The sequence below is a fragment of the Vibrio sp. 10N.222.48.A3 genome (assembly GCF_041475345.1).
Taxonomy (GTDB): Bacteria; Pseudomonadota; Gammaproteobacteria; order Enterobacterales; family Vibrionaceae; genus Vibrio; species Vibrio tasmaniensis_A.
On the sequence record NZ_JBFRVX010000368.1, the window covers coordinates 1 to 17,225 of the forward strand.

The following is a 17,225-nucleotide window of genomic DNA, read 5'->3' on the forward strand; positions in this document are numbered from 1 at the left end:
CCCAGATCCAGTTATTCAGATCGTTGTAGAGCCTCGCTCTCAAGCTGATCAAGATAAAATGACTATCGCGTTAGGTAAGCTAGCGGCAGAAGATCCATCGTTCCGTGTTGAAACGGATGACGAGACTGGCCAGACACTAATCTCTGGTATGGGTGAACTGCACTTAGATATCATCGTTGACCGCATGAAGCGTGAATTCAGTGTGAACTGCAACGTTGGTAATCCGCAAGTTGCTTATCGTGAAACCATTCGTGGTACAGCGAAAGCTGAAGGTAAATTTATCCGCGAACATGGTGGTAAAGGACAGTACGGTCACGTGTGGCTGAAACTGGAACCATCAGAAGCCGGTGAAGGCTTTGTCTTCGTAGATGAAATTGCCAATGGTATCGTGCCAAAAGAGTTCATTACCTCTGTCGCTAAAGGCGTTGAAGAGCAAATGAACAATGGTGTATTAGCGGGCTATCCAGTTTTGGATATCAAAGCTACACTATATGATGGTTCTTACCATGAAGTAGATTCAAGTGAGATGGCGTTTACAATCGCTGCCTCTATGGCTTTCAGAACAGGTGCACTAGAAGCGCAACCAGTTTTGCTTGAGCCTATGATGAAAGTTGAAGTAACTACTCCAGAAGACTGGATGGGTGACGTTGTTGGCGATATTAACCGTCGTCGCGGCATCATCGAAGGTATGGACGAGGGGACAGCTGGCCTGAAGATAATTCGTGCACAAGTTCCGTTGTCTGTCATGTTCGGTTACGCAACTGATTTACGTTCTGCGACACAAGGTCGTGCTTCTTACTCTATGGAGTTTAGTGAGTACGCTGAAGTGCCAAAAAATGTTGCTAATGCAATCATTGCAGAGCGTGGTTAAACAAAAGGGACGCAATTTTTTCATTTTTTGAAAGAACAATGCGTCCAAATATTGCGCTAACGAGAGTTGGCGCATAAAATAGCAATTTCTGGCGCGTCTCGCTCAATAATGAACGTGGCGAATCATAACTAGGAAGGAACACGATTGTGTCTAAAGAAAAATTTGAACGTACGAAACCGCACGTAAACGTTGGTACTATCGGCCACGTTGACCACGGTAAAACAACTCTAACTGCTGCTATCTGTACTACACTTGCAAAAGTGTACGGCGGTGTTGCTAAAGATTTCGCATCTATCGATAACGCTCCAGAAGAGCGCGAGCGCGGTATCACAATCGCAACTTCTCACGTTGAGTACGATACTCCTGAACGTCACTACGCACACGTAGACTGTCCTGGACACGCCGATTATGTTAAAAACATGATCACTGGTGCTGCTCAAATGGACGGCGGTATCCTAGTTGTTGCTGCTACAGATGGCCCTATGCCACAAACTCGTGAGCACATCCTACTTGGTCGTCAAGTTGGTATCCCTTACATCATCGTATTCATGAACAAATGTGACATGGTTGATGACGAAGAGCTACTTGAGCTAGTAGAAATGGAAGTTCGTGAACTTCTTTCTGAGTACGAGTACCCAGGAGACGACCTACCAGTAATTCAAGGTTCTGCACTTGGCGCTCTAAACGGCGAAAAGCAGTGGGAAGACAAGATCGTTGAGCTTGCAGAAGCACTAGATTCTTACATTCCACTTCCAGAGCGTGCTGTTGATCTACCGTTCCTACTTCCTATTGAAGATGTATTCTCAATCCAAGGTCGTGGTACTGTAGTTACTGGTCGTATCGAGCGCGGTATCCTACGTGTAGGTGACGAAGTAGAAATCGTTGGTATCAAAGAGACTACTCTTACTACTTGTACTGGTGTTGAAATGTTCCGTAAACTGCTTGACGAAGGTCGTGCAGGTGAGAACGTTGGTGCACTTCTACGTGGTACTAAGCGTGATGACGTTGAACGTGGCCAAGTACTTTCTGCTAAAGGTTCAATCAACCCACACACTAAGTTTGAGTCTGAAGTATACGTACTTTCTAAAGACGAAGGCGGCCGTCACACTCCTTTCTTCAAGGGTTACCGTCCACAGTTCTACTTCCGTACAACTGACGTAACAGGCGATATCACTCTACCTGAAGGCGTAGAAATGGTAATGCCAGGTGACAACGTTCAAATGACTGTTGAGCTAATCGCTCCAATCGCAATGGACGAAGGTCTACGTTTCGCAATCCGCGAAGGTGGCCGTACAGTTGGTGCTGGTGTTGTAGCTAAAATCTTCGCTTAATAGCATTTAGATTTTTGCACACTCTTCATTAGAAGAACTGCATAAGAAAAGGGAAGCTTCGGCTTCCCTTTTATTTTTCCACTTTCCACCACTTTTTTTGCTTTCCCTTAGTATAATCCCCGTTCCTTGTCGTTCTACTTTTGTTACACAACTTTTCTTCGAATGCTCTGCACAAATATATTCCGATTATTTTTCCAACACCACTTGCATACTAAAACGTGATCTGTATAATGCATCGCACTGGCTAACGCCGGTTTGTGAACCAATGAGCACTGAGGAGTAGGTCTTACCTAGTAATGTATACTCAGCTTATGTTCGCGGTTAATAAAAATAGTAAACCTTGTGTTTACTTCAAAAGTTAACTGACAATGCGTCCTAATCTTGGATGCTACGGTTTCACATAAATCAATCGGCATTCTCTCGTTCTTTCGAGCTTGAGTGGCGATATTGTTTGTGTAATTTTTAATAATTGGAGCTCTGTCTCATGCAGAACCAACGTATTCGTATCCGCCTTAAAGCGTTTGATTACAAGCTAATCGATGCTTCAACTGCGGAAATCGTTGAAACAGCAAAACGTACTGGCGCACAGGTTCGTGGTCCTATTCCACTTCCTACTCGTAAAGAGCGTTTCACTGTTCTTACCTCTCCACACGTCAACAAAGATGCACGTGATCAGTACGAAATTCGTACTCACAAGCGTTTGATCGACATCGTTGAGCCAACAGATAAAACTGTTGATGCTCTAATGCGTCTTGATCTTGCAGCTGGCGTTGATGTTCAAATCAGCCTAGGTTAAGGGAGATAAGAATAATGATTGGTCTAGTCGGACGTAAAGTGGGTATGACCCGCGTATTTACTGAAGAAGGCGTTTCTATCCCAGTAACTGTTGTTGAGGTTGAAGCGAACCGTATTTCTCAAGTTAAAACTCTTGAGACAGACGGCTACGCAGCAATCCAAGTAACTACTGGTGCTAAGAAAGCTAACCGTGTAACTAAACCTGAAGCTGGTCACTTCGCGAAAGCGGGTGTTGAAGCAGGTCGCGGTCTTTGGGAATTCCGTTTAGAAAACGGCGAAGAGTTTGAAGTTGGCGCTGAGCTAAACGTAGAACTTTTCAACGAAATTAAAAAAGTAGACGTTACTGGTACATCTAAAGGTAAAGGCTTCCAAGGCGCTATCAAGCGTTGGAACTTCTCTACTCAAGATATGACTCACGGTAACTCTTTGTCTCACCGCGCACCGGGTTCAATTGGCCAATGTCAAACTCCAGGCCGCGTGTTTAAAGGCAAGAAAATGGCAGGTCACATGGGTGCTGAGCGTGTAACGACTCAAAACCTAGAGATCGTACGTGTTGACGCTGAGCGCAATCTACTCCTTATTAAAGGTGCAGTACCAGGCTCAACAGGCGGTAACGTGATCGTAAAACCTGCTGTTAAAGCATAACGTCTAGGAGTAAGTAATGGAATTGATGGTTAAAGGTGCTGATGCACTAACTGTTTCCGAGACTACTTTCGGACGTGACTTTAACGAAGCTCTAGTACACCAAGTAGTTGTTGCGTATGCAGCAGGTGCTCGTCAAGGTACTCGTGCTCAAAAGACTCGTTCTGAAGTATCAGGCGGCGGTGCTAAGCCATGGCGCCAAAAAGGTACTGGCCGTGCACGTGCTGGTACAATTCGTAGCCCAATCTGGCGTACAGGTGGTGTTACTTTTGCTGCGAAACCACAAGATCACAGCCAAAAAGTTAACAAGAAAATGTACCGCGGTGCTATGAAAAGCATTCTTTCTGAGTTGATTCGTCAAGAGCGTCTAATCGTTGTTGATAACTTCTCTGTAGAAGCACCAAAAACAAAAGAACTTGTAGCTAAGCTTAAAGAGCTTGAGCTAAATGACGTTCTGATTGTGACTGGCGAAGTAGATGAAAATCTATTCTTAGCTGCTCGTAACCTATACAAAGTAGATGCACGTGATGTTGCTGGTGTTGATCCAGTATCACTAATCGCTTTCGACAAGGTTCTGATGACTGCTGATGCAGTTAAGCAAGTTGAGGAGATGCTAGCATGATCACTGAAGAGCGTATCTTAAAAGTTCTACGTGCTCCGCACATCTCTGAAAAAGCAACTATGGCAGCTGAGAAAGCGAACACTATCGTTTTCAAAGTAGCTAAAGATGCAACTAAGAAAGAGATCAAAGCAGCTGTAGAAAAGCTATTTGAAGTTGAAGTTAAGTCTGTAAATACTCTTGTATTAAAGGGTAAGACCAAACGTCAAGGTATGCGTGAAGGCCGTCGTTCAGACGTTAAGAAAGCCTACGTTACTTTGAAAGAAGGTCAAGATCTTGACTTCGTTGGCGGCGCGGAATAACAGGAGTAGTAAAAATGGCTATTGTTAAATGTAAGCCGACTTCCCCTGGTCGTCGTCACGTCGTTAAAGTTGTTAACGCTGACCTGCACAAGGGTAAGCCATACGCACCACTTCTAGAGAAAAACTCTAAGAACGGTGGTCGTAACAACAACGGTCGTATTACAGTACGTCACATCGGTGGTGGTCATAAACACCATTACCGTCTGGTTGACTTCAAACGTACTAAAGATGGCATCCCAGCGAAAGTTGAGCGTCTAGAATACGATCCAAACCGTAGTGCTAACATCGCTCTAGTTCTGTACGCAGACGGTGAGCGTCGTTACATCATTGCACCTAAAGGTGTTAACGCAGGCGACCAGATTCAATCTGGCGTAGATGCTGCAATCAAAGCAGGTAACACTCTGCCGATGCGCAACATCCCAGTAGGTTCTACTGTACACTGTGTTGAACTTAAGCCTGGTAAAGGTGCTCAACTAGCTCGTTCGGCTGGTGCTTATGCTCAAATCATCGCTCGCGATGGTGCATACGTAACTATCCGTCTACGTTCTGGTGAAATGCGCAAAGTTCTTTCTGAAGGTCGTGCAACGATCGGTGAAGTTGGTAACTCTGAGCATATGCTACGTGAACTTGGTAAAGCTGGTGCTTCACGCTGGCGCGGCGTACGTCCAACCGTACGTGGTGTAGTAATGAACCCGGTGGATCACCCACATGGTGGTGGTGAAGGCCGCACATCTGGTGGTCGTCACCCAGTTTCTCCTTGGGGCGTTCCTACTAAGGGCTTCAAGACTCGTAAGAACAAGCGCACTGACAAGTACATCGTACGTCGTCGCACTAAATAATTTATAAAGAGGAATCGCCATGCCACGTTCTCTCAAGAAAGGTCCTTTTATTGACCTACACTTGCTGAAGAAGGTAGAGAAAGCGGTGGAAAGCGGAGACAAAAAGCCTATTAAGACTTGGTCCCGTCGCTCAATGATCATCCCAACAATGATTGGTTTGACCATCGCTGTCCATAATGGTCGTCAGCACGTTCCAGTTTTCGTTACCGAAGAAATGATCGGTCACAAACTGGGCGAATTTGCACCAACTCGTACTTATCGCGGTCATGCTGCAGATAAGAAAGCTAAGAAGAAATAAGGAGTAGATGATGGAAGCTTTAGCTAAACATAACTTTGCTCGTATTTCTCCACAGAAAGCTCGCTTAGTTGCAGACCAAATTCGCGGTAAGTCGGTAGACCAGGCTCTAGAAATTCTAACTTTCAGCAACAAAAAAGCTGCTGTACTAGTTAAGAAAGTTCTTGAGTCAGCTATCGCTAACGCGGAACATAACGAAGGTGCAGATATCGACGATCTAAATGTCGCTAAAATCTTCGTAGATGAGGGCCCTATCATGAAGCGTATTATGCCTCGTGCTAAAGGTCGTGCGGATCGTATCTTGAAGCGTTCAAGCCACATCACTATTGTTGTAGCAGATCGCTAAAGACTAGGAGAGTAAGCAATGGGTCAGAAAGTACATCCTAATGGTATTCGTCTTGGCATCGTTAAGCCTTGGAATGCTACATGGTTTGCTAATACCAACGAATTCGCTGACAACCTAGACGGCGACTTCAAGGTACGTCAGTTCCTTACCAAGGAACTACAAAAAGCATCATTATCTCGTATCGTTATCGAGCGTCCAGCGAAGAGCATCCGTGTGACTATTCACACAGCTCGTCCTGGCGTTGTTATCGGTAAGAAAGGTGAAGACGTAGAGAAGCTACGCGCAGCTGTAGCTAAAATCGCAGGTGTACCAGCGCAAATTAACATCGCTGAAGTACGTAAGCCTGAGCTAGATGGTCAGCTTGTAGCTGATAGCATCGCGTCTCAACTAGAGCGTCGTGTTATGTTCCGTCGTGCAATGAAGCGTGCGGTACAAAATGCTATGCGTCTAGGCGCTAAAGGCATCAAAGTACAAGTAGGCGGCCGTCTTGGCGGTGCTGAAATCGCACGTTCAGAGTGGTACCGTGAAGGCCGTGTGCCTCTACACACTCTACGTGCAGACATTGATTACGCAACTTCTTCGGCTCACACCCAATACGGTGTGATCGGCATTAAAGTTTGGATCTTCAAAGGTGAGATTCTAGGCGGTATGCCAGCTGCTAACGCAGTAGAGCCAAAAGGCGATAAGCCTAAGAAGCAGCGTAAAGGCCGTAAGTAAGGAGTCGAACGATGCTACAACCAAAACGTACTAAGTTCCGCAAGGTTATGACTGGTCGTAACCGTGGTCTAGCTAAAGGTACTGAAGTAAGCTTCGGCGAATTCGGTCTTAAAGCTGTTGGCCGTGGTCGTCTGACTGCACGTCAAATCGAAGCGGCACGTCGTGCTATGACACGTCACATTAAGCGTCAAGGTCAAATCTGGATCCGTGTTTTCCCAGACAAACCGATTACTGAAAAGCCTCTTGAAGTTCGTCAAGGTAAAGGTAAAGGTTCAGTTGCGTACTGGGTTGCTCAAATCCAACCAGGCAAAGTTATGTACGAGATGAATGGCGTACCTGAAGAGTTGGCACGTGAAGCGTTCCGCCTAGCGGCACGTAAACTGCCTGTTAAAACTACTTTTGTAACTAAGCAGGTGATGTGATGAAAGCACAAGATCTACGCGAAAAGAACGTTGAAGAGCTTAACGCTGAGCTATTGAATTTGCTACGTGAACAGTTCAACTTGCGCATGCAAGCTGCAACTGGTCAACTACAGCAAACTCATACTCTAAAAGCTGTACGCCGTGACATCGCACGTGTGAAAACTGTTTTGACTGAAAAGGCAGGCGCATAATGAGCGAAACTAACCGCATCCAGCAAGGCCGTGTAGTAAGTGACAAGATGGACAAGTCTATCGTTGTTGCTATTGAGCGTACTGTAAAACACCCAATTTACGGTAAGTTCATCAAACGCACGACTAAAGTACACGCACACGACGAAGACAACACTTGTGGCCTAGGCGACAAAGTTGAAATCGCTGAGTGTCGTCCTCTGTCTAAGACTAAGTCTTGGACATTGGTTAAAGTTCTAGAAAAAGCGAAGATTTAATCTTTGTAATTCTATAACTTATAAGCGGCTCCAAATAATTTTTTGGAGCCGCTTGTTTTTTGTCTACCCAATTTAAAAAAAGGGTGGTACAATTCGCGTCCCTTTTAAAGAGGCAGCCCGACCCGAGAGGGTCTAGTTTTAATATTTAGCGGAGCACTAACAATGATCCAGATGCAAAGTACACTTGACGCAGCAGATAACTCTGGCGCGCGCAAGGTAATGTGTATTAAGGTTCTGGGTGGCTCTCACCGCCGTTATGCACATATCGGTGACGTCATCAAGGTTACAGTGAAGGAAGCGATTCCTCGCGGTAAAGTAAAGAAAGGTGATGTTCTGAAGGCGGTAGTAGTGCGCACCCGTAAAGGCGTTCGTCGCCCAGACGGTTCTGTCATTCGCTTCGACAGTAATGCTTGTGTATTGTTAAATGACACTACTGAGCAACCAGTCGGCACACGTATCTTTGGTCCTGTGACTCGTGAACTTCGTAACGCGAAATTCATGAAGATTGTATCACTTGCACCTGAAGTTCTGTAAGGAGCGGCAACATGGCAGCTAAAATCCGTCGTAATGACGAAGTAATCATTCTTGCTGGTAAAGATAAAGGCAAGAAAGGTAAAGTAACTAAGGTTCTGACAACTGGTAAAGTTGTTGTTGAAGGCATCAATCTTGTTAAAAAACACCAAAAGCCGGTTCCGGCTCTAGGTCAACAAGGTGGCATCGTTGAACAAGAAGCAGCTATTGATGCTTCTAACGTTGCAGTCTTTAACGCGGCTACTGGTAAAGCAGACCGTATCGGTTTCCGTATCGAAGATGGCAAGAAAGTTCGTTTCTTCAAATCTAACGGCGAAACTGTTTCTAACTAATTAGAAGTAATTTGGAGTTCTACTATGGCGAAACTGCATGATTACTACAAGTCGTCTGTAGTCGCTGAGCTTACCAAAGAGTTCAGCTACACAAGCGTCATGCAAGTCCCTAGGATTGAGAAAATCACCCTAAACATGGGCGTTGGTGAAGCAATCAACGATAAGAAACTGCTAGAAAACGCAGCATCTGATATGGCAACGATCTCTGGTCAAAAGCCTCTTATCACGAAAGCGCGTAAATCTGTAGCTGGTTTCAAAATTCGTGAAGGCTACCCAATTGGTTGTAAAGTAACCTTGCGTGGTGAGCGCATGTGGGAATTTTTAGAGCGTTTAATCTCTATCGCACTTCCACGTGTACGTGATTTCCGTGGTGTTAGCGCTAAGTCTTTTGACGGACGCGGTAACTACAGCATGGGCGTTCGCGAGCAAATCATCTTTCCGGAAATCGACTACGATAAAGTCGATCGTGTCCGCGGTCTTGATATTACTATCACGACATCTGCGGGATCCGATGAGGAAGGCCGAGCTCTGCTGGCTGCCTTTAACTTCCCATTCCGTAAGTAAGGGTAGGGTTACTGTTATGGCTAAACAATCAATGAAAGCACGTGAAGCTAAACGTGCAAAACTAGTAGTTAAGTTCGCTGAAAAGCGTTCTGCGCTAAAAGTTATCATTAGCGATGTAAACGCATCTGAAGAAGATCGTTGGAATGCGGTTCTTAAACTGCAATCTCTTCCACGTGATTCAAGTGCATCACGTCAGCGCAACCGTTGCAACCAAACTGGTCGTCCACACGGTTACCTACGTAAATTCGGTCTAAGCCGTATTAAGGTTCGCGAAGCTTGCATGAAAGGCGAGATTCCGGGTCTTCGTAAGGCTAGCTGGTAATTGCCACTTAATCATTTGGAGTAAATCTTATGAGCATGCAAGATCCGATTTCGGATATGCTGACCCGCGTTCGTAACGGTCAGGCAGCAAATAAAGTTGCTGTAAAAATGCCTTCTTCAAAGCTTAAAGTTGCAATTGCTGCATTACTTAAAGCTGAAGGTTACATCGTAGACTTCGCTGTTGACAGCGAAGCAAAACCTGAGCTAGAAGTTACTCTTAAGTACTTCCAAGCTAAACCTGTAATCGAGCAAATCAAGCGCGTATCACGTCCTGGTCTAAGAGTTTATAAAAATAAAGACTCTTTACCTACAGTGATGGGTGGTCTTGGTATTGCAGTTGTTTCTACTTCCAAGGGTCTGATGTCTGACCGTGCTGCTCGTAAAGCAGGTCTTGGCGGTGAAATCATCTGTTACGTAGCTTAAGGAGTAGATTATGTCTCGTGTTGCTAAAGCACCTGTCGCTATTCCAGCTGGCGTAGAGGTGAAACTAAACGGCCAAGAAGTTACTGTAAAAGGTAGCAAAGGTGAGCTTACTCGCGTTCTTAACAGCGCCGTAGTTATTGCACAGGAAGAAAACAACCTAACTTTCGGTCCGAAAGAAGGTGTTACTAACGCATGGGCACAAGCTGGTACAGCTCGCGCTCTAGTTAATAACATGGTTGTGGGTGTTACTGAGGGCTTCACTAAGAAGCTAACTCTTAAGGGTGTTGGTTACCGTGCTGCTATGAAAGGCAACGCTGTAGGTCTAACTCTTGGTTTTTCTCACCCAGTAGAGCACGCTCTACCTGAAGGTATTAAAGCTGAGTGCCCTAGCCAAACTGAGATCGTTATTACTGGTTGCGATAAGCAAGTAGTAGGTCAAGTTGCGGCTGACATTCGTTCTTACCGTGCTCCTGAGCCTTACAAAGGCAAAGGTGTTCGTTACGCAGATGAAAATGTGCGTACTAAAGAAGCTAAGAAGAAGTAAGGTATCACTATGGATAAGAAAGCATCTCGCATCCGTCGTGCTACACGTGCACGTCGTAAGATTGCAGAACTTGGTGCAACTCGCCTGGTAGTACATCGTACTCCTCGCCATGTTTACGCTCAAGTTATCTCGGCAAACGGCTCTGAGGTTATCGCAGCTGCTTCTACTGTAGAAAAAGCGATCCGTGAGCAAGTTAAGAACACTGGTAACGTCGATGCAGCTAAAGCAGTTGGTAAAGCTGTTGCTGAGCGCGCTCTTGAAAAAGGCGTAGCTTCAGTTGCATTTGACCGTTCTGGTTTCCAATACCACGGTCGAGTAGCGGCGCTAGCAGAATCTGCTCGCGAAGCTGGTCTGAAATTCTAAGGTAGGGTTGGAAGATGGCTAAAGAACAACAACAAGCTAATGATTTGCAAGAAAAGCTGATCGCTGTTAACCGTGTATCTAAGACGGTTAAAGGTGGTCGAATCATGAGCTTCACTGCACTAACAGTAGTTGGTGACGGTAATGGTCGCGTAGGTTTCGGTTACGGCAAAGCTCGTGAAGTACCTGCAGCGATTCAAAAAGCAATGGAAAAAGCGCGTCGTAACATGGTTACTGTTGCGCTTAACGAAGGCACTCTTCACCACCCGGTGAAAGGTCGTCATTCGGGCTCTAAAGTTTACATGCAGCCAGCTGCTGAAGGTACAGGTGTTATTGCCGGTGGTGCAATGCGTGCCGTACTTGAAGTTGCAGGCGTACATAACGTTCTTTCTAAAGCATACGGTTCAACGAACCCAATCAACGTTGTTCGCGCAACGATTGGTGCTCTAGTAGACGTTAAGTCACCAGAAATGGTTGCTGCTAAACGTGGTCTAACTGTTGAATCTATTTCGGAGTAAGCACACGATGGCAACTATTAAAGTAACTCAAACTAAAAGCTCAATTGGTCGCCTACCTAAGCACAAAGCGTGTCTTAAAGGTCTAGGTCTTCGTCGCATCAACCATACAGTAGAACTTGAAGATACTCCGTGCGTACGCGGTATGATCAACAAGGTTTACTACATGGTTAAGATTGAGGAGTAATCAGAATGCGTTTGAATACTCTATCACCGGCTGCTGGCTCTAAACCTTCTAAGAAGCGTGTAGGTCGTGGTATCGGTTCTGGCCTTGGTAAAACAGGTGGCCGCGGTCACAAAGGTCAAAAGTCACGTTCTGGCGGCTCTGTTCGTCCAGGTTTTGAAGGCGGTCAAATGCCTCTAAAACAACGTCTACCTAAATTCGGTTTCACTTCTCGTAAGAGCCTAGTGTCTGCTGAAGTTCGTCTAGCTGAGCTAGCGAAAGTAACAGGTGACGTAGTTGATCTTAACAGCCTTAAAGCTGCTAACGTTATCACTAAGAACATCGAGTTTGTTAAGATCGTTCTTTCTGGTGACCTAAGCAAAGCTGTGACTGTTAAAGGTCTACGCGTGACTAAAGGCGCTAAAGCTGCAATCGAAGCTGCAGGCGGTAAAATCGAGGAATAATCTCGAGGAACGAGGTACAGATGGCTAAGAAACCAGGAAAAGATTTTCGTAGTGCTCAGAGCGGCTTAAGTGAACTAAAGTCGCGCTTATTATTCGTAATTGGTGCACTTTTAGTATTCCGAGCCGGCTCTTTTGTGCCGATCCCTGGTATTGACGCAGCTGTACTTGCCGATTTGTTCGATCAGCAAAAAGGTACCATCGTAGAAATGTTTAACATGTTCTCCGGTGGTGCTCTTGAGCGTGCATCTATATTAGCATTGGGTATCATGCCGTACATTTCGGCATCGATCGTAGTCCAATTGCTAACTGTAGTTCATCCAGCGTTAGCGGAACTCAAAAAAGAGGGTGAAGCAGGCCGTCGTAAGATAAGCCAATATACACGCTACGGCACGCTTGTACTTGCAACATTCCAAGCTATTGGTATCGCAACAGGCTTACCAAACATGGTCGACAATCTGGTTGTTATCAACCAAACCATGTTTACGCTTATTGCTACCGTGAGTTTAGTAACTGGTACCATGTTTTTGATGTGGTTAGGTGAACAAATCACTGAGCGAGGAATCGGTAATGGTATTTCCATTCTGATTTTTGCAGGTATTGTTGCTGGATTGCCTTCTGCAATCGGTCAAACAATCGAGCAAGCGCGTCAAGGTGAATTGCATGTGCTTCTTCTGTTGTTTATCGCGGTATTGTCTTTTGCTGTAATTTACTTCGTAGTTTTCATGGAACGTGGTCAACGTCGTATCGTCGTTAACTATGCGAAGCGTCAACAAGGTCGTAAAGTTTTTGCAGCTCAAAGCTCTCACTTGCCTCTTAAGATTAATATGGCAGGTGTTATTCCAGCGATTTTTGCATCAAGTATTATTTTGTTCCCAGGAACATTAGCACAATGGTTTGGTCAAAATGGTGAAAGCAGCGCGTTCGGTTGGTTAACTGACGTGTCATTAGCTCTTAGCCCAGGTCAACCTTTGTATGTAATGCTTTATGCAGCAGCTATAATCTTCTTCTGTTTCTTCTATACAGCGTTGGTGTTTAACCCGCGTGAAACAGCTGATAATTTGAAGAAGTCTGGTGCATTCGTACCCGGTATCCGCCCAGGTGAGCAGACAGCGAAATATATCGATAAAGTGATGACTAGGCTAACCCTTGCGGGCGCTCTATACATTACTTTTATATGTCTGATTCCTGAATTCATGATGGTCGCGTGGAACGTTCGTTTCTACTTCGGCGGCACATCACTACTAATCGTAGTGGTAGTTATCATGGATTTCATGGCACAGGTACAGACTCATCTGATGTCACAACAGTATGATTCTGTGTTAAAGAAAGCGAATCTGAAAGGTTACGGCCGTTAATTCGGTAGTAATTATTTCGATTCCATTTACGGAGTTTAGCAATGAAAGTTCGTGCTTCCGTTAAAAAAATCTGCCGTAACTGTAAAGTTATCAAGCGTAACGGTGTCGTTCGCGTGATTTGCAGTGAGCCAAAGCATAAGCAACGCCAAGGCTAATCAGCAGAAATTTTTACTTGAAATACTAGGTAGAGTCGAGTATATTCCTCGGCCTACCTTTTGCGTGCAAAAGAAGTAGTATGCCGCAGCGTATCCATAACGGGCTTTGCTGCGGATAATTCTTTTATGAACCCCCTTAGGAGTGAATAATGGCCCGTATAGCCGGCATTAACATTCCTGATCATAAGCATTCTGTAATTGCACTTACTGCAATCTACGGTATTGGCAAAACTCGCTCTCAAGCTATTCTAGCTGAAGTGGGTATTGCTGAAGATGCTAAGATCAGTGAACTAACTGAAGAGCAGATCGATCAACTGCGTGATGGTGTAGCTAAATACACTGTAGAAGGTGATCTACGTCGTGAAGTATCGATGAACATCAAGCGTCTTATGGACCTTGGCTGTTACCGCGGTCTTCGTCATCGTCGCAGTCTACCACTACGTGGACAGCGTACTAAAACCAACGCTCGCACCCGTAAGGGTCCGCGCAAGCCGATCAAGAAATAGTCGGATAAGGTAGAGTACAATGGCAAAACAACCAACTCGCGCGCGTAAGCGCGTACGCAAGCAAGTAGCTGATGGCGTAGCGCACATTCATGCTTCTTTCAACAACACAATCGTAACTATCACTGACCGTCAAGGCAACGCTCTTGCATGGGCTACAGCAGGTGGTTCAGGTTTCCGTGGTTCTCGTAAATCTACTCCGTTCGCAGCACAAGTTGCAGCTGAGCGTTGTGGTGAAATGGCTAAAGAATATGGCCTAAAGAACTTGGAAGTTATGGTTAAGGGTCCAGGTCCAGGTCGCGAATCTACTGTTCGTGCACTGAACGCTGCTGGTTTCCGTATCACTAACATTGTTGATGCGACACCAATCCCTCATAACGGTTGTCGTCCACCTAAGAAACGTCGCGTTTAAGTTTCGTTTCTAGGAATATTGGAGAAAGATCATGGCAAGATATTTGGGTCCTAAGCTGAAGCTTAGCCGTCGCGAAGGTACTGACTTATTCCTTAAGTCTGGTGTCCGTGCGATCGATACCAAGTGTAAAATTGATAACGCACCAGGTGTACACGGCGCTCGTCGCGGTCGTCTATCTGAGTATGGCGTTCAGCTTCGTGAGAAGCAAAAAGTTCGTCGTATTTACGGCGTTCTAGAAAAACAATTCCGCAACTACTACAAAGAAGCTGCACGTCTTAAAGGCAACACAGGTGCAAACCTGCTTCAGCTTCTTGAAGGTCGTCTTGATAACGTAGTTTACCGTATGGGCTTTGGCGCTACTCGTGCTGAATCTCGTCAACTAGTTAGCCACAAGTCTATTCTAGTTAACGGTAAAGTTGTAAACGTTCCTTCTTTCAAAGTAGCGGCAAACGACGTTGTTTCTATCCGCGAGAAAGCTAAACAGCAATCTCGTATTAAAGCGGCTCTAGAAGTTGCTGAACAACGTGAAAAGCCAACTTGGATTGAAGTAGATGCTGGCAAAATGGAAGGTACATTCAAGCGTATGCCTGAGCGTTCTGACCTATCAGCTGACATCAATGAACACTTGATCGTCGAACTTTACTCTAAGTAAGGTTAAAAAAAGAGAGGACACAATGCAGGGTTCTGTAACAGAATTTCTTAAGCCGCGTCTTGTTGACATTGAACAGATCAATACGACACACGCGAAAGTAACTCTTGAGCCATTAGAGCGCGGTTTCGGCCATACTCTAGGTAATGCTCTTCGCCGCATTCTTCTATCTTCTATGCCGGGTTGTGCCGTAACAGAAGTTGAAATCGAAGGTGTGCTACACGAATACAGCACTAAAGAAGGCGTTCAGGAAGATATCCTGGAAATCCTTCTAAACCTTAAAGGTTTAGCTGTACGCGTTGCTGAAGGCAAAGATGAAGTGTTTATTACACTGAACAAATCAGGCTCAGGCCCTGTTGTTGCAGGTGACATCACCCACGATGGTGATGTAGAGATCGCTAACCCTGAGCACGTAATTTGTCACCTAACGGATGACAACGCTGAGATCGCTATGCGTATCAAAGTAGAACGTGGTCGTGGTTACGTTCCAGCTTCAGCTCGTATCCATACTGAAGAAGATGAGCGTCCAATCGGTCGTCTACTTGTTGACGCTACTTACAGCCCGGTCGATAAAATCGCCTATGCTGTTGAAGCGGCACGTGTAGAACAACGTACTGACTTAGACAAGCTTGTTATCGATATGGAAACGAACGGTACTCTAGAACCTGAGGAAGCAATCCGTCGTGCAGCTACTATTTTAGCTGAACAACTGGATGCGTTCGTAGATCTTCGTGATGTACGTGTACCTGAGGAGAAGGAAGAGAAGCCAGAATTCGATCCTATCCTACTACGTCCTGTAGACGATCTTGAACTAACAGTTCGCTCTGCTAACTGTTTGAAAGCAGAAGCGATTCACTACATCGGTGATCTTGTACAGCGCACTGAGGTTGAGCTACTTAAAACGCCAAACCTTGGTAAGAAATCTCTTACAGAGATTAAAGATGTGCTTGCTTCACGTGGTCTTTCTCTAGGCATGCGCCTAGAAAACTGGCCACCAGCGTCAATCGCTGAAGATTAATCGAAAAGTTAGAAGGATTAGGTCATGCGCCATCGTAAAAGTGGTCGTCAACTCAACCGCAACAGCAGTCATCGCAAAGCGATGTTCAGCAACATGGCTAGCTCTCTTGTTCGTCACGAAGTTATTAAAACTACCGTGCCTAAAGCAAAAGAACTACGTCGCGTAATTGAGCCATTGATTACCCTAGCTAAGACAGACAGTGTTGCTAACCGTCGTCTTGCATTTGCTCGCACTCGTGATAACGAAGTTGTGGCAAAACTATTTAATGAACTAGGCCCGCGTTTCGCGGCTCGCCAAGGTGGTTACACTCGCATTCTTAAATGTGGTTTCCGTACTGGTGATAAAGCTCCAATGGCTTACATTGAGCTTGTAGACCGCCCAGCTGCTGAAGAAGCTGCTGAGTAATCTATACTAGATTCTTAATACAAAAGCCGAGCATTAGCTCGGCTTTTTTGTATCTGTAGAATAAGGAGACCGACATAAGAATTGCACCACGATATTTGGCACTTTTCTTTACCTTCTCAGCTCCATTTCTCAATAATATCTCGTATCTCGTATCTCGTATCTCGTATCTCGTATCTCTTTTATTCAACGCACAAAAAAGAGCACCGAAGCGCCCTTTAAGTATTTTAAATCAATTATTAATCACTGGTTATTACAACCAAATAGCTTCGAGTGAATCAACGAGACCGCTTGTTGCGCCTTGTGACTCTAGCCCTTGAATAATGATTGGTGCAAACGCCGCAACCATTGATGAATCCATACCTAATCCTGAAAATGCATTTTCAACAGATGTTTTTGAGTCCAATACTGACGTTAAACCGGTAGAATCAAGCGTCGACATTCCAGGGAAAAGCATTTCGAGCTCTTGGTTGTCAAAGTTATCAAGGGTATTCTGGGCAAGAGCTAGCATGGAACCTACTCCACCTATAGCTTGCTCATTTGTTACAGATTCTTTGTCACTTAGGGAATTAGCAAGGGTGCTCGTAAATGGTGTTGCTTCATTTTTTTGAGACCACATGTCTACAGCGGTCATAAGGGCTGTTTGTGATAGTTGGGAATAGTTAATATCAGAAGTTGAACTAACTTGTTCTGACTCGCTAGTACTAGCGCAAGATACCACAGCAAGGCTGCTTAAAACGGTGATGAGTACTTTCTTCATTATTCGTCCTTAAGTAATAAAGTAATTTACTCTTTCACTATAAACGAAAAACGGCGATGTAGTCACATCGCCGTTGAGCTAATTCAGTCTAATTTACCTATAGTTTTTTGTTTTACTAAAGGTTTTTATA

At 45.0% G+C, this 17,225-nt stretch carries 30 protein-coding genes and 1 pseudogene; 30 read left to right on the top strand and 1 reads right to left on the bottom strand.

The features are described 5' to 3' along the window. The 30 genes and pseudogenes from fusA to rplQ form a co-directional block, all read left to right on the top strand. Positions 1 to 871: pseudogene (fusA, locus tag AB4653_RS11340) on the top strand (elongation factor G); the annotation flags it as partial. Between the two features lie 146 nt (positions 872 to 1,017). Next, a complete protein-coding gene (gene tuf, locus AB4653_RS11345; RefSeq protein ID WP_012604914.1) occupies positions 1,018 to 2,202 on the top strand; it encodes an elongation factor Tu in 1,185 nt (394 codons plus the stop codon). Positions 2,203 to 2,686: 484 nt separating this feature from the next. Beyond that, positions 2,687 to 2,998: a 30S ribosomal protein S10 gene (gene rpsJ, locus AB4653_RS11350; RefSeq protein WP_004736761.1), complete on the top strand. Its 312-nt coding sequence runs from the start codon at positions 2,687 to 2,689 to the stop codon at positions 2,996 to 2,998. Positions 2,999 to 3,012: 14 nt separating this feature from the next. Continuing rightward, positions 3,013 to 3,642, top strand: coding sequence for a 50S ribosomal protein L3 (gene rplC, locus AB4653_RS11355; protein WP_004736763.1), 630 nt, complete (start codon positions 3,013 to 3,015; stop codon positions 3,640 to 3,642). A 16-nt stretch (positions 3,643 to 3,658) separates the two neighbouring features. After that, positions 3,659 to 4,261 (top strand): 50S ribosomal protein L4, encoded by a 603-nt coding sequence (rplD, locus tag AB4653_RS11360; RefSeq protein ID WP_004736764.1) that lies wholly within the window; start codon positions 3,659 to 3,661, stop codon positions 4,259 to 4,261. Then, the gene (rplW, locus tag AB4653_RS11365) at positions 4,258 to 4,560 is read left to right on the top strand and encodes a 50S ribosomal protein L23 (RefSeq protein WP_004736765.1); all 303 of its coding nucleotides are present in this window, start codon (positions 4,258 to 4,260) and stop codon (positions 4,558 to 4,560) included. The genes rplD and rplW overlap by 4 nt, the downstream gene beginning before the upstream one ends. Positions 4,561 to 4,574: 14 nt before the next feature. Further along, on the top strand, positions 4,575 to 5,399 hold the full coding sequence (gene rplB, locus AB4653_RS11370) for a 50S ribosomal protein L2 (RefSeq protein WP_012604912.1): 825 nt from the start codon (positions 4,575 to 4,577) through the stop codon (positions 5,397 to 5,399). Positions 5,400 to 5,418: 19 nt separating this feature from the next. Then, entirely contained in the window at positions 5,419 to 5,697 is a 279-nt protein-coding gene (rpsS, locus tag AB4653_RS11375) for a 30S ribosomal protein S19 (protein ID WP_004736729.1), read from the top strand. 10 nt (positions 5,698 to 5,707) lie between these two features. After that, complete coding sequence (gene rplV / locus AB4653_RS11380; RefSeq protein ID WP_004736732.1) at positions 5,708 to 6,040, top strand: 50S ribosomal protein L22; 333 nt, start codon at positions 5,708 to 5,710, stop codon at positions 6,038 to 6,040. 18 nt (positions 6,041 to 6,058) lie between these two features. Continuing rightward, the gene (rpsC, locus tag AB4653_RS11385; RefSeq protein ID WP_004736734.1) at positions 6,059 to 6,757 is read left to right on the top strand and encodes a 30S ribosomal protein S3; all 699 of its coding nucleotides are present in this window, start codon (positions 6,059 to 6,061) and stop codon (positions 6,755 to 6,757) included. Between the two features lie 11 nt (positions 6,758 to 6,768). Further along, entirely contained in the window at positions 6,769 to 7,179 is a 411-nt protein-coding gene (rplP, locus tag AB4653_RS11390) for a 50S ribosomal protein L16 (RefSeq protein WP_004736736.1), read from the top strand. Beyond that, the gene (rpmC, locus tag AB4653_RS11395; protein ID WP_004736737.1) at positions 7,179 to 7,370 is read left to right on the top strand and encodes a 50S ribosomal protein L29; all 192 of its coding nucleotides are present in this window, start codon (positions 7,179 to 7,181) and stop codon (positions 7,368 to 7,370) included. The genes rplP and rpmC overlap by 1 nt, the downstream gene beginning before the upstream one ends. Then, a complete protein-coding gene (gene rpsQ / locus AB4653_RS11400) occupies positions 7,370 to 7,624 on the top strand; it encodes a 30S ribosomal protein S17 (protein WP_004736739.1) in 255 nt (84 codons plus the stop codon). Before rpmC ends, rpsQ begins: the two co-directional genes overlap by 1 nt. A gap of 162 nt (positions 7,625 to 7,786) precedes the next feature. After that, a complete protein-coding gene (gene rplN / locus AB4653_RS11405) occupies positions 7,787 to 8,158 on the top strand; it encodes a 50S ribosomal protein L14 (RefSeq protein WP_004736740.1) in 372 nt (123 codons plus the stop codon). Between the two features lie 11 nt (positions 8,159 to 8,169). After that, a complete protein-coding gene (rplX, locus tag AB4653_RS11410; RefSeq protein WP_004736742.1) occupies positions 8,170 to 8,487 on the top strand; it encodes a 50S ribosomal protein L24 in 318 nt (105 codons plus the stop codon). A 24-nt stretch (positions 8,488 to 8,511) separates the two neighbouring features. Continuing rightward, complete coding sequence (rplE, locus tag AB4653_RS11415) at positions 8,512 to 9,051, top strand: 50S ribosomal protein L5 (protein ID WP_004736744.1); 540 nt, start codon at positions 8,512 to 8,514, stop codon at positions 9,049 to 9,051. Positions 9,052 to 9,067: 16 nt separating this feature from the next. Further along, a complete protein-coding gene (rpsN, locus tag AB4653_RS11420; RefSeq protein ID WP_004736747.1) occupies positions 9,068 to 9,373 on the top strand; it encodes a 30S ribosomal protein S14 in 306 nt (101 codons plus the stop codon). Between the two features lie 29 nt (positions 9,374 to 9,402). Next, a complete protein-coding gene (gene rpsH / locus AB4653_RS11425; protein WP_009847785.1) occupies positions 9,403 to 9,795 on the top strand; it encodes a 30S ribosomal protein S8 in 393 nt (130 codons plus the stop codon). Between the two features lie 10 nt (positions 9,796 to 9,805). Continuing rightward, positions 9,806 to 10,339 carry a 50S ribosomal protein L6 gene (gene rplF / locus AB4653_RS11430; protein ID WP_009847784.1) on the top strand — a complete coding sequence of 178 codons (534 nt, stop codon included), beginning with the start codon at positions 9,806 to 9,808 and terminating at the stop codon, positions 10,337 to 10,339. 9 nt (positions 10,340 to 10,348) lie between these two features. Then, positions 10,349 to 10,702 carry a 50S ribosomal protein L18 gene (rplR, locus tag AB4653_RS11435; protein WP_009847783.1) on the top strand — a complete coding sequence of 118 codons (354 nt, stop codon included), beginning with the start codon at positions 10,349 to 10,351 and terminating at the stop codon, positions 10,700 to 10,702. Between the two features lie 14 nt (positions 10,703 to 10,716). Beyond that, positions 10,717 to 11,217 (top strand): 30S ribosomal protein S5, encoded by a 501-nt coding sequence (rpsE, locus tag AB4653_RS11440; protein ID WP_004736754.1) that lies wholly within the window; start codon positions 10,717 to 10,719, stop codon positions 11,215 to 11,217. Between the two features lie 7 nt (positions 11,218 to 11,224). Continuing rightward, complete coding sequence (rpmD, locus tag AB4653_RS11445) at positions 11,225 to 11,401, top strand: 50S ribosomal protein L30 (protein WP_004736756.1); 177 nt, start codon at positions 11,225 to 11,227, stop codon at positions 11,399 to 11,401. A 5-nt stretch (positions 11,402 to 11,406) separates the two neighbouring features. Next, complete coding sequence (gene rplO / locus AB4653_RS11450) at positions 11,407 to 11,841, top strand: 50S ribosomal protein L15 (RefSeq protein ID WP_004736758.1); 435 nt, start codon at positions 11,407 to 11,409, stop codon at positions 11,839 to 11,841. 20 nt (positions 11,842 to 11,861) lie between these two features. Further along, on the top strand, positions 11,862 to 13,196 hold the full coding sequence (gene secY, locus AB4653_RS11455; RefSeq protein WP_004736759.1) for a preprotein translocase subunit SecY: 1,335 nt from the start codon (positions 11,862 to 11,864) through the stop codon (positions 13,194 to 13,196). Positions 13,197 to 13,237: 41 nt separating this feature from the next. Next, positions 13,238 to 13,351 carry a 50S ribosomal protein L36 gene (gene rpmJ / locus AB4653_RS11460; protein ID WP_000868186.1) on the top strand — a complete coding sequence of 38 codons (114 nt, stop codon included), beginning with the start codon at positions 13,238 to 13,240 and terminating at the stop codon, positions 13,349 to 13,351. A 149-nt stretch (positions 13,352 to 13,500) separates the two neighbouring features. Further along, positions 13,501 to 13,857, top strand: coding sequence for a 30S ribosomal protein S13 (gene rpsM, locus AB4653_RS11465; RefSeq protein ID WP_004738779.1), 357 nt, complete (start codon positions 13,501 to 13,503; stop codon positions 13,855 to 13,857). 19 nt (positions 13,858 to 13,876) lie between these two features. Beyond that, complete coding sequence (gene rpsK, locus AB4653_RS11470; RefSeq protein WP_004738778.1) at positions 13,877 to 14,266, top strand: 30S ribosomal protein S11; 390 nt, start codon at positions 13,877 to 13,879, stop codon at positions 14,264 to 14,266. A 31-nt stretch (positions 14,267 to 14,297) separates the two neighbouring features. Then, complete coding sequence (rpsD, locus tag AB4653_RS11475) at positions 14,298 to 14,918, top strand: 30S ribosomal protein S4 (RefSeq protein WP_004738777.1); 621 nt, start codon at positions 14,298 to 14,300, stop codon at positions 14,916 to 14,918. A 22-nt stretch (positions 14,919 to 14,940) separates the two neighbouring features. After that, a complete protein-coding gene (locus AB4653_RS11480; protein WP_004729813.1) occupies positions 14,941 to 15,933 on the top strand; it encodes a DNA-directed RNA polymerase subunit alpha in 993 nt (330 codons plus the stop codon). 24 nt (positions 15,934 to 15,957) lie between these two features. After that, positions 15,958 to 16,338: a 50S ribosomal protein L17 gene (gene rplQ / locus AB4653_RS11485; protein ID WP_004729812.1), complete on the top strand. Its 381-nt coding sequence runs from the start codon at positions 15,958 to 15,960 to the stop codon at positions 16,336 to 16,338. 250 nt (positions 16,339 to 16,588) lie between these two features. On the opposite strand, the gene AB4653_RS11490 is transcribed toward rplQ, so the two are convergent. Continuing rightward, positions 16,589 to 17,095 carry a DUF2780 domain-containing protein gene (locus tag AB4653_RS11490; protein ID WP_009847779.1) on the bottom strand — a complete coding sequence of 169 codons (507 nt, stop codon included), beginning with the start codon at positions 17,093 to 17,095 and terminating at the stop codon, positions 16,589 to 16,591. Positions 17,096 to 17,225 lie beyond the last annotated feature (130 nt).

Coding starts and splice junctions, on each gene's coding strand:
- rpsJ (WP_004736761.1), top strand. CDS start 2,687: ATGCAGAACCAACGTATTCGTATCCGCCTTAAAGCGTTTGATTACAAG.
- rplC (WP_004736763.1), top strand. CDS start 3,013: ATGATTGGTCTAGTCGGACGTAAAGTGGGTATGACCCGCGTATTTACT.
- rplD (WP_004736764.1), top strand. CDS start 3,659: ATGGAATTGATGGTTAAAGGTGCTGATGCACTAACTGTTTCCGAGACT.
- rplW (WP_004736765.1), top strand. CDS start 4,258: ATGATCACTGAAGAGCGTATCTTAAAAGTTCTACGTGCTCCGCACATC.
- rplB (WP_012604912.1), top strand. CDS start 4,575: ATGGCTATTGTTAAATGTAAGCCGACTTCCCCTGGTCGTCGTCACGTC.
- rpsS (WP_004736729.1), top strand. CDS start 5,419: ATGCCACGTTCTCTCAAGAAAGGTCCTTTTATTGACCTACACTTGCTG.
- rplV (WP_004736732.1), top strand. CDS start 5,708: ATGGAAGCTTTAGCTAAACATAACTTTGCTCGTATTTCTCCACAGAAA.
- rpsC (WP_004736734.1), top strand. CDS start 6,059: ATGGGTCAGAAAGTACATCCTAATGGTATTCGTCTTGGCATCGTTAAG.
- rplP (WP_004736736.1), top strand. CDS start 6,769: ATGCTACAACCAAAACGTACTAAGTTCCGCAAGGTTATGACTGGTCGT.
- rpmC (WP_004736737.1), top strand. CDS start 7,179: ATGAAAGCACAAGATCTACGCGAAAAGAACGTTGAAGAGCTTAACGCT.
- rpsQ (WP_004736739.1), top strand. CDS start 7,370: ATGAGCGAAACTAACCGCATCCAGCAAGGCCGTGTAGTAAGTGACAAG.
- rplN (WP_004736740.1), top strand. CDS start 7,787: ATGATCCAGATGCAAAGTACACTTGACGCAGCAGATAACTCTGGCGCG.
- rplX (WP_004736742.1), top strand. CDS start 8,170: ATGGCAGCTAAAATCCGTCGTAATGACGAAGTAATCATTCTTGCTGGT.
- rplE (WP_004736744.1), top strand. CDS start 8,512: ATGGCGAAACTGCATGATTACTACAAGTCGTCTGTAGTCGCTGAGCTT.
- rpsN (WP_004736747.1), top strand. CDS start 9,068: ATGGCTAAACAATCAATGAAAGCACGTGAAGCTAAACGTGCAAAACTA.
- rpsH (WP_009847785.1), top strand. CDS start 9,403: ATGAGCATGCAAGATCCGATTTCGGATATGCTGACCCGCGTTCGTAAC.
- rplF (WP_009847784.1), top strand. CDS start 9,806: ATGTCTCGTGTTGCTAAAGCACCTGTCGCTATTCCAGCTGGCGTAGAG.
- rplR (WP_009847783.1), top strand. CDS start 10,349: ATGGATAAGAAAGCATCTCGCATCCGTCGTGCTACACGTGCACGTCGT.
- rpsE (WP_004736754.1), top strand. CDS start 10,717: ATGGCTAAAGAACAACAACAAGCTAATGATTTGCAAGAAAAGCTGATC.
- rpmD (WP_004736756.1), top strand. CDS start 11,225: ATGGCAACTATTAAAGTAACTCAAACTAAAAGCTCAATTGGTCGCCTA.
- rplO (WP_004736758.1), top strand. CDS start 11,407: ATGCGTTTGAATACTCTATCACCGGCTGCTGGCTCTAAACCTTCTAAG.
- secY (WP_004736759.1), top strand. CDS start 11,862: ATGGCTAAGAAACCAGGAAAAGATTTTCGTAGTGCTCAGAGCGGCTTA.
- rpmJ (WP_000868186.1), top strand. CDS start 13,238: ATGAAAGTTCGTGCTTCCGTTAAAAAAATCTGCCGTAACTGTAAAGTT.
- rpsM (WP_004738779.1), top strand. CDS start 13,501: ATGGCCCGTATAGCCGGCATTAACATTCCTGATCATAAGCATTCTGTA.
- rpsK (WP_004738778.1), top strand. CDS start 13,877: ATGGCAAAACAACCAACTCGCGCGCGTAAGCGCGTACGCAAGCAAGTA.
- rpsD (WP_004738777.1), top strand. CDS start 14,298: ATGGCAAGATATTTGGGTCCTAAGCTGAAGCTTAGCCGTCGCGAAGGT.
- AB4653_RS11480 (WP_004729813.1), top strand. CDS start 14,941: ATGCAGGGTTCTGTAACAGAATTTCTTAAGCCGCGTCTTGTTGACATT.
- rplQ (WP_004729812.1), top strand. CDS start 15,958: ATGCGCCATCGTAAAAGTGGTCGTCAACTCAACCGCAACAGCAGTCAT.
- AB4653_RS11490 (WP_009847779.1), bottom strand. CDS start 17,095: ATGAAGAAAGTACTCATCACCGTTTTAAGCAGCCTTGCTGTGGTATCT.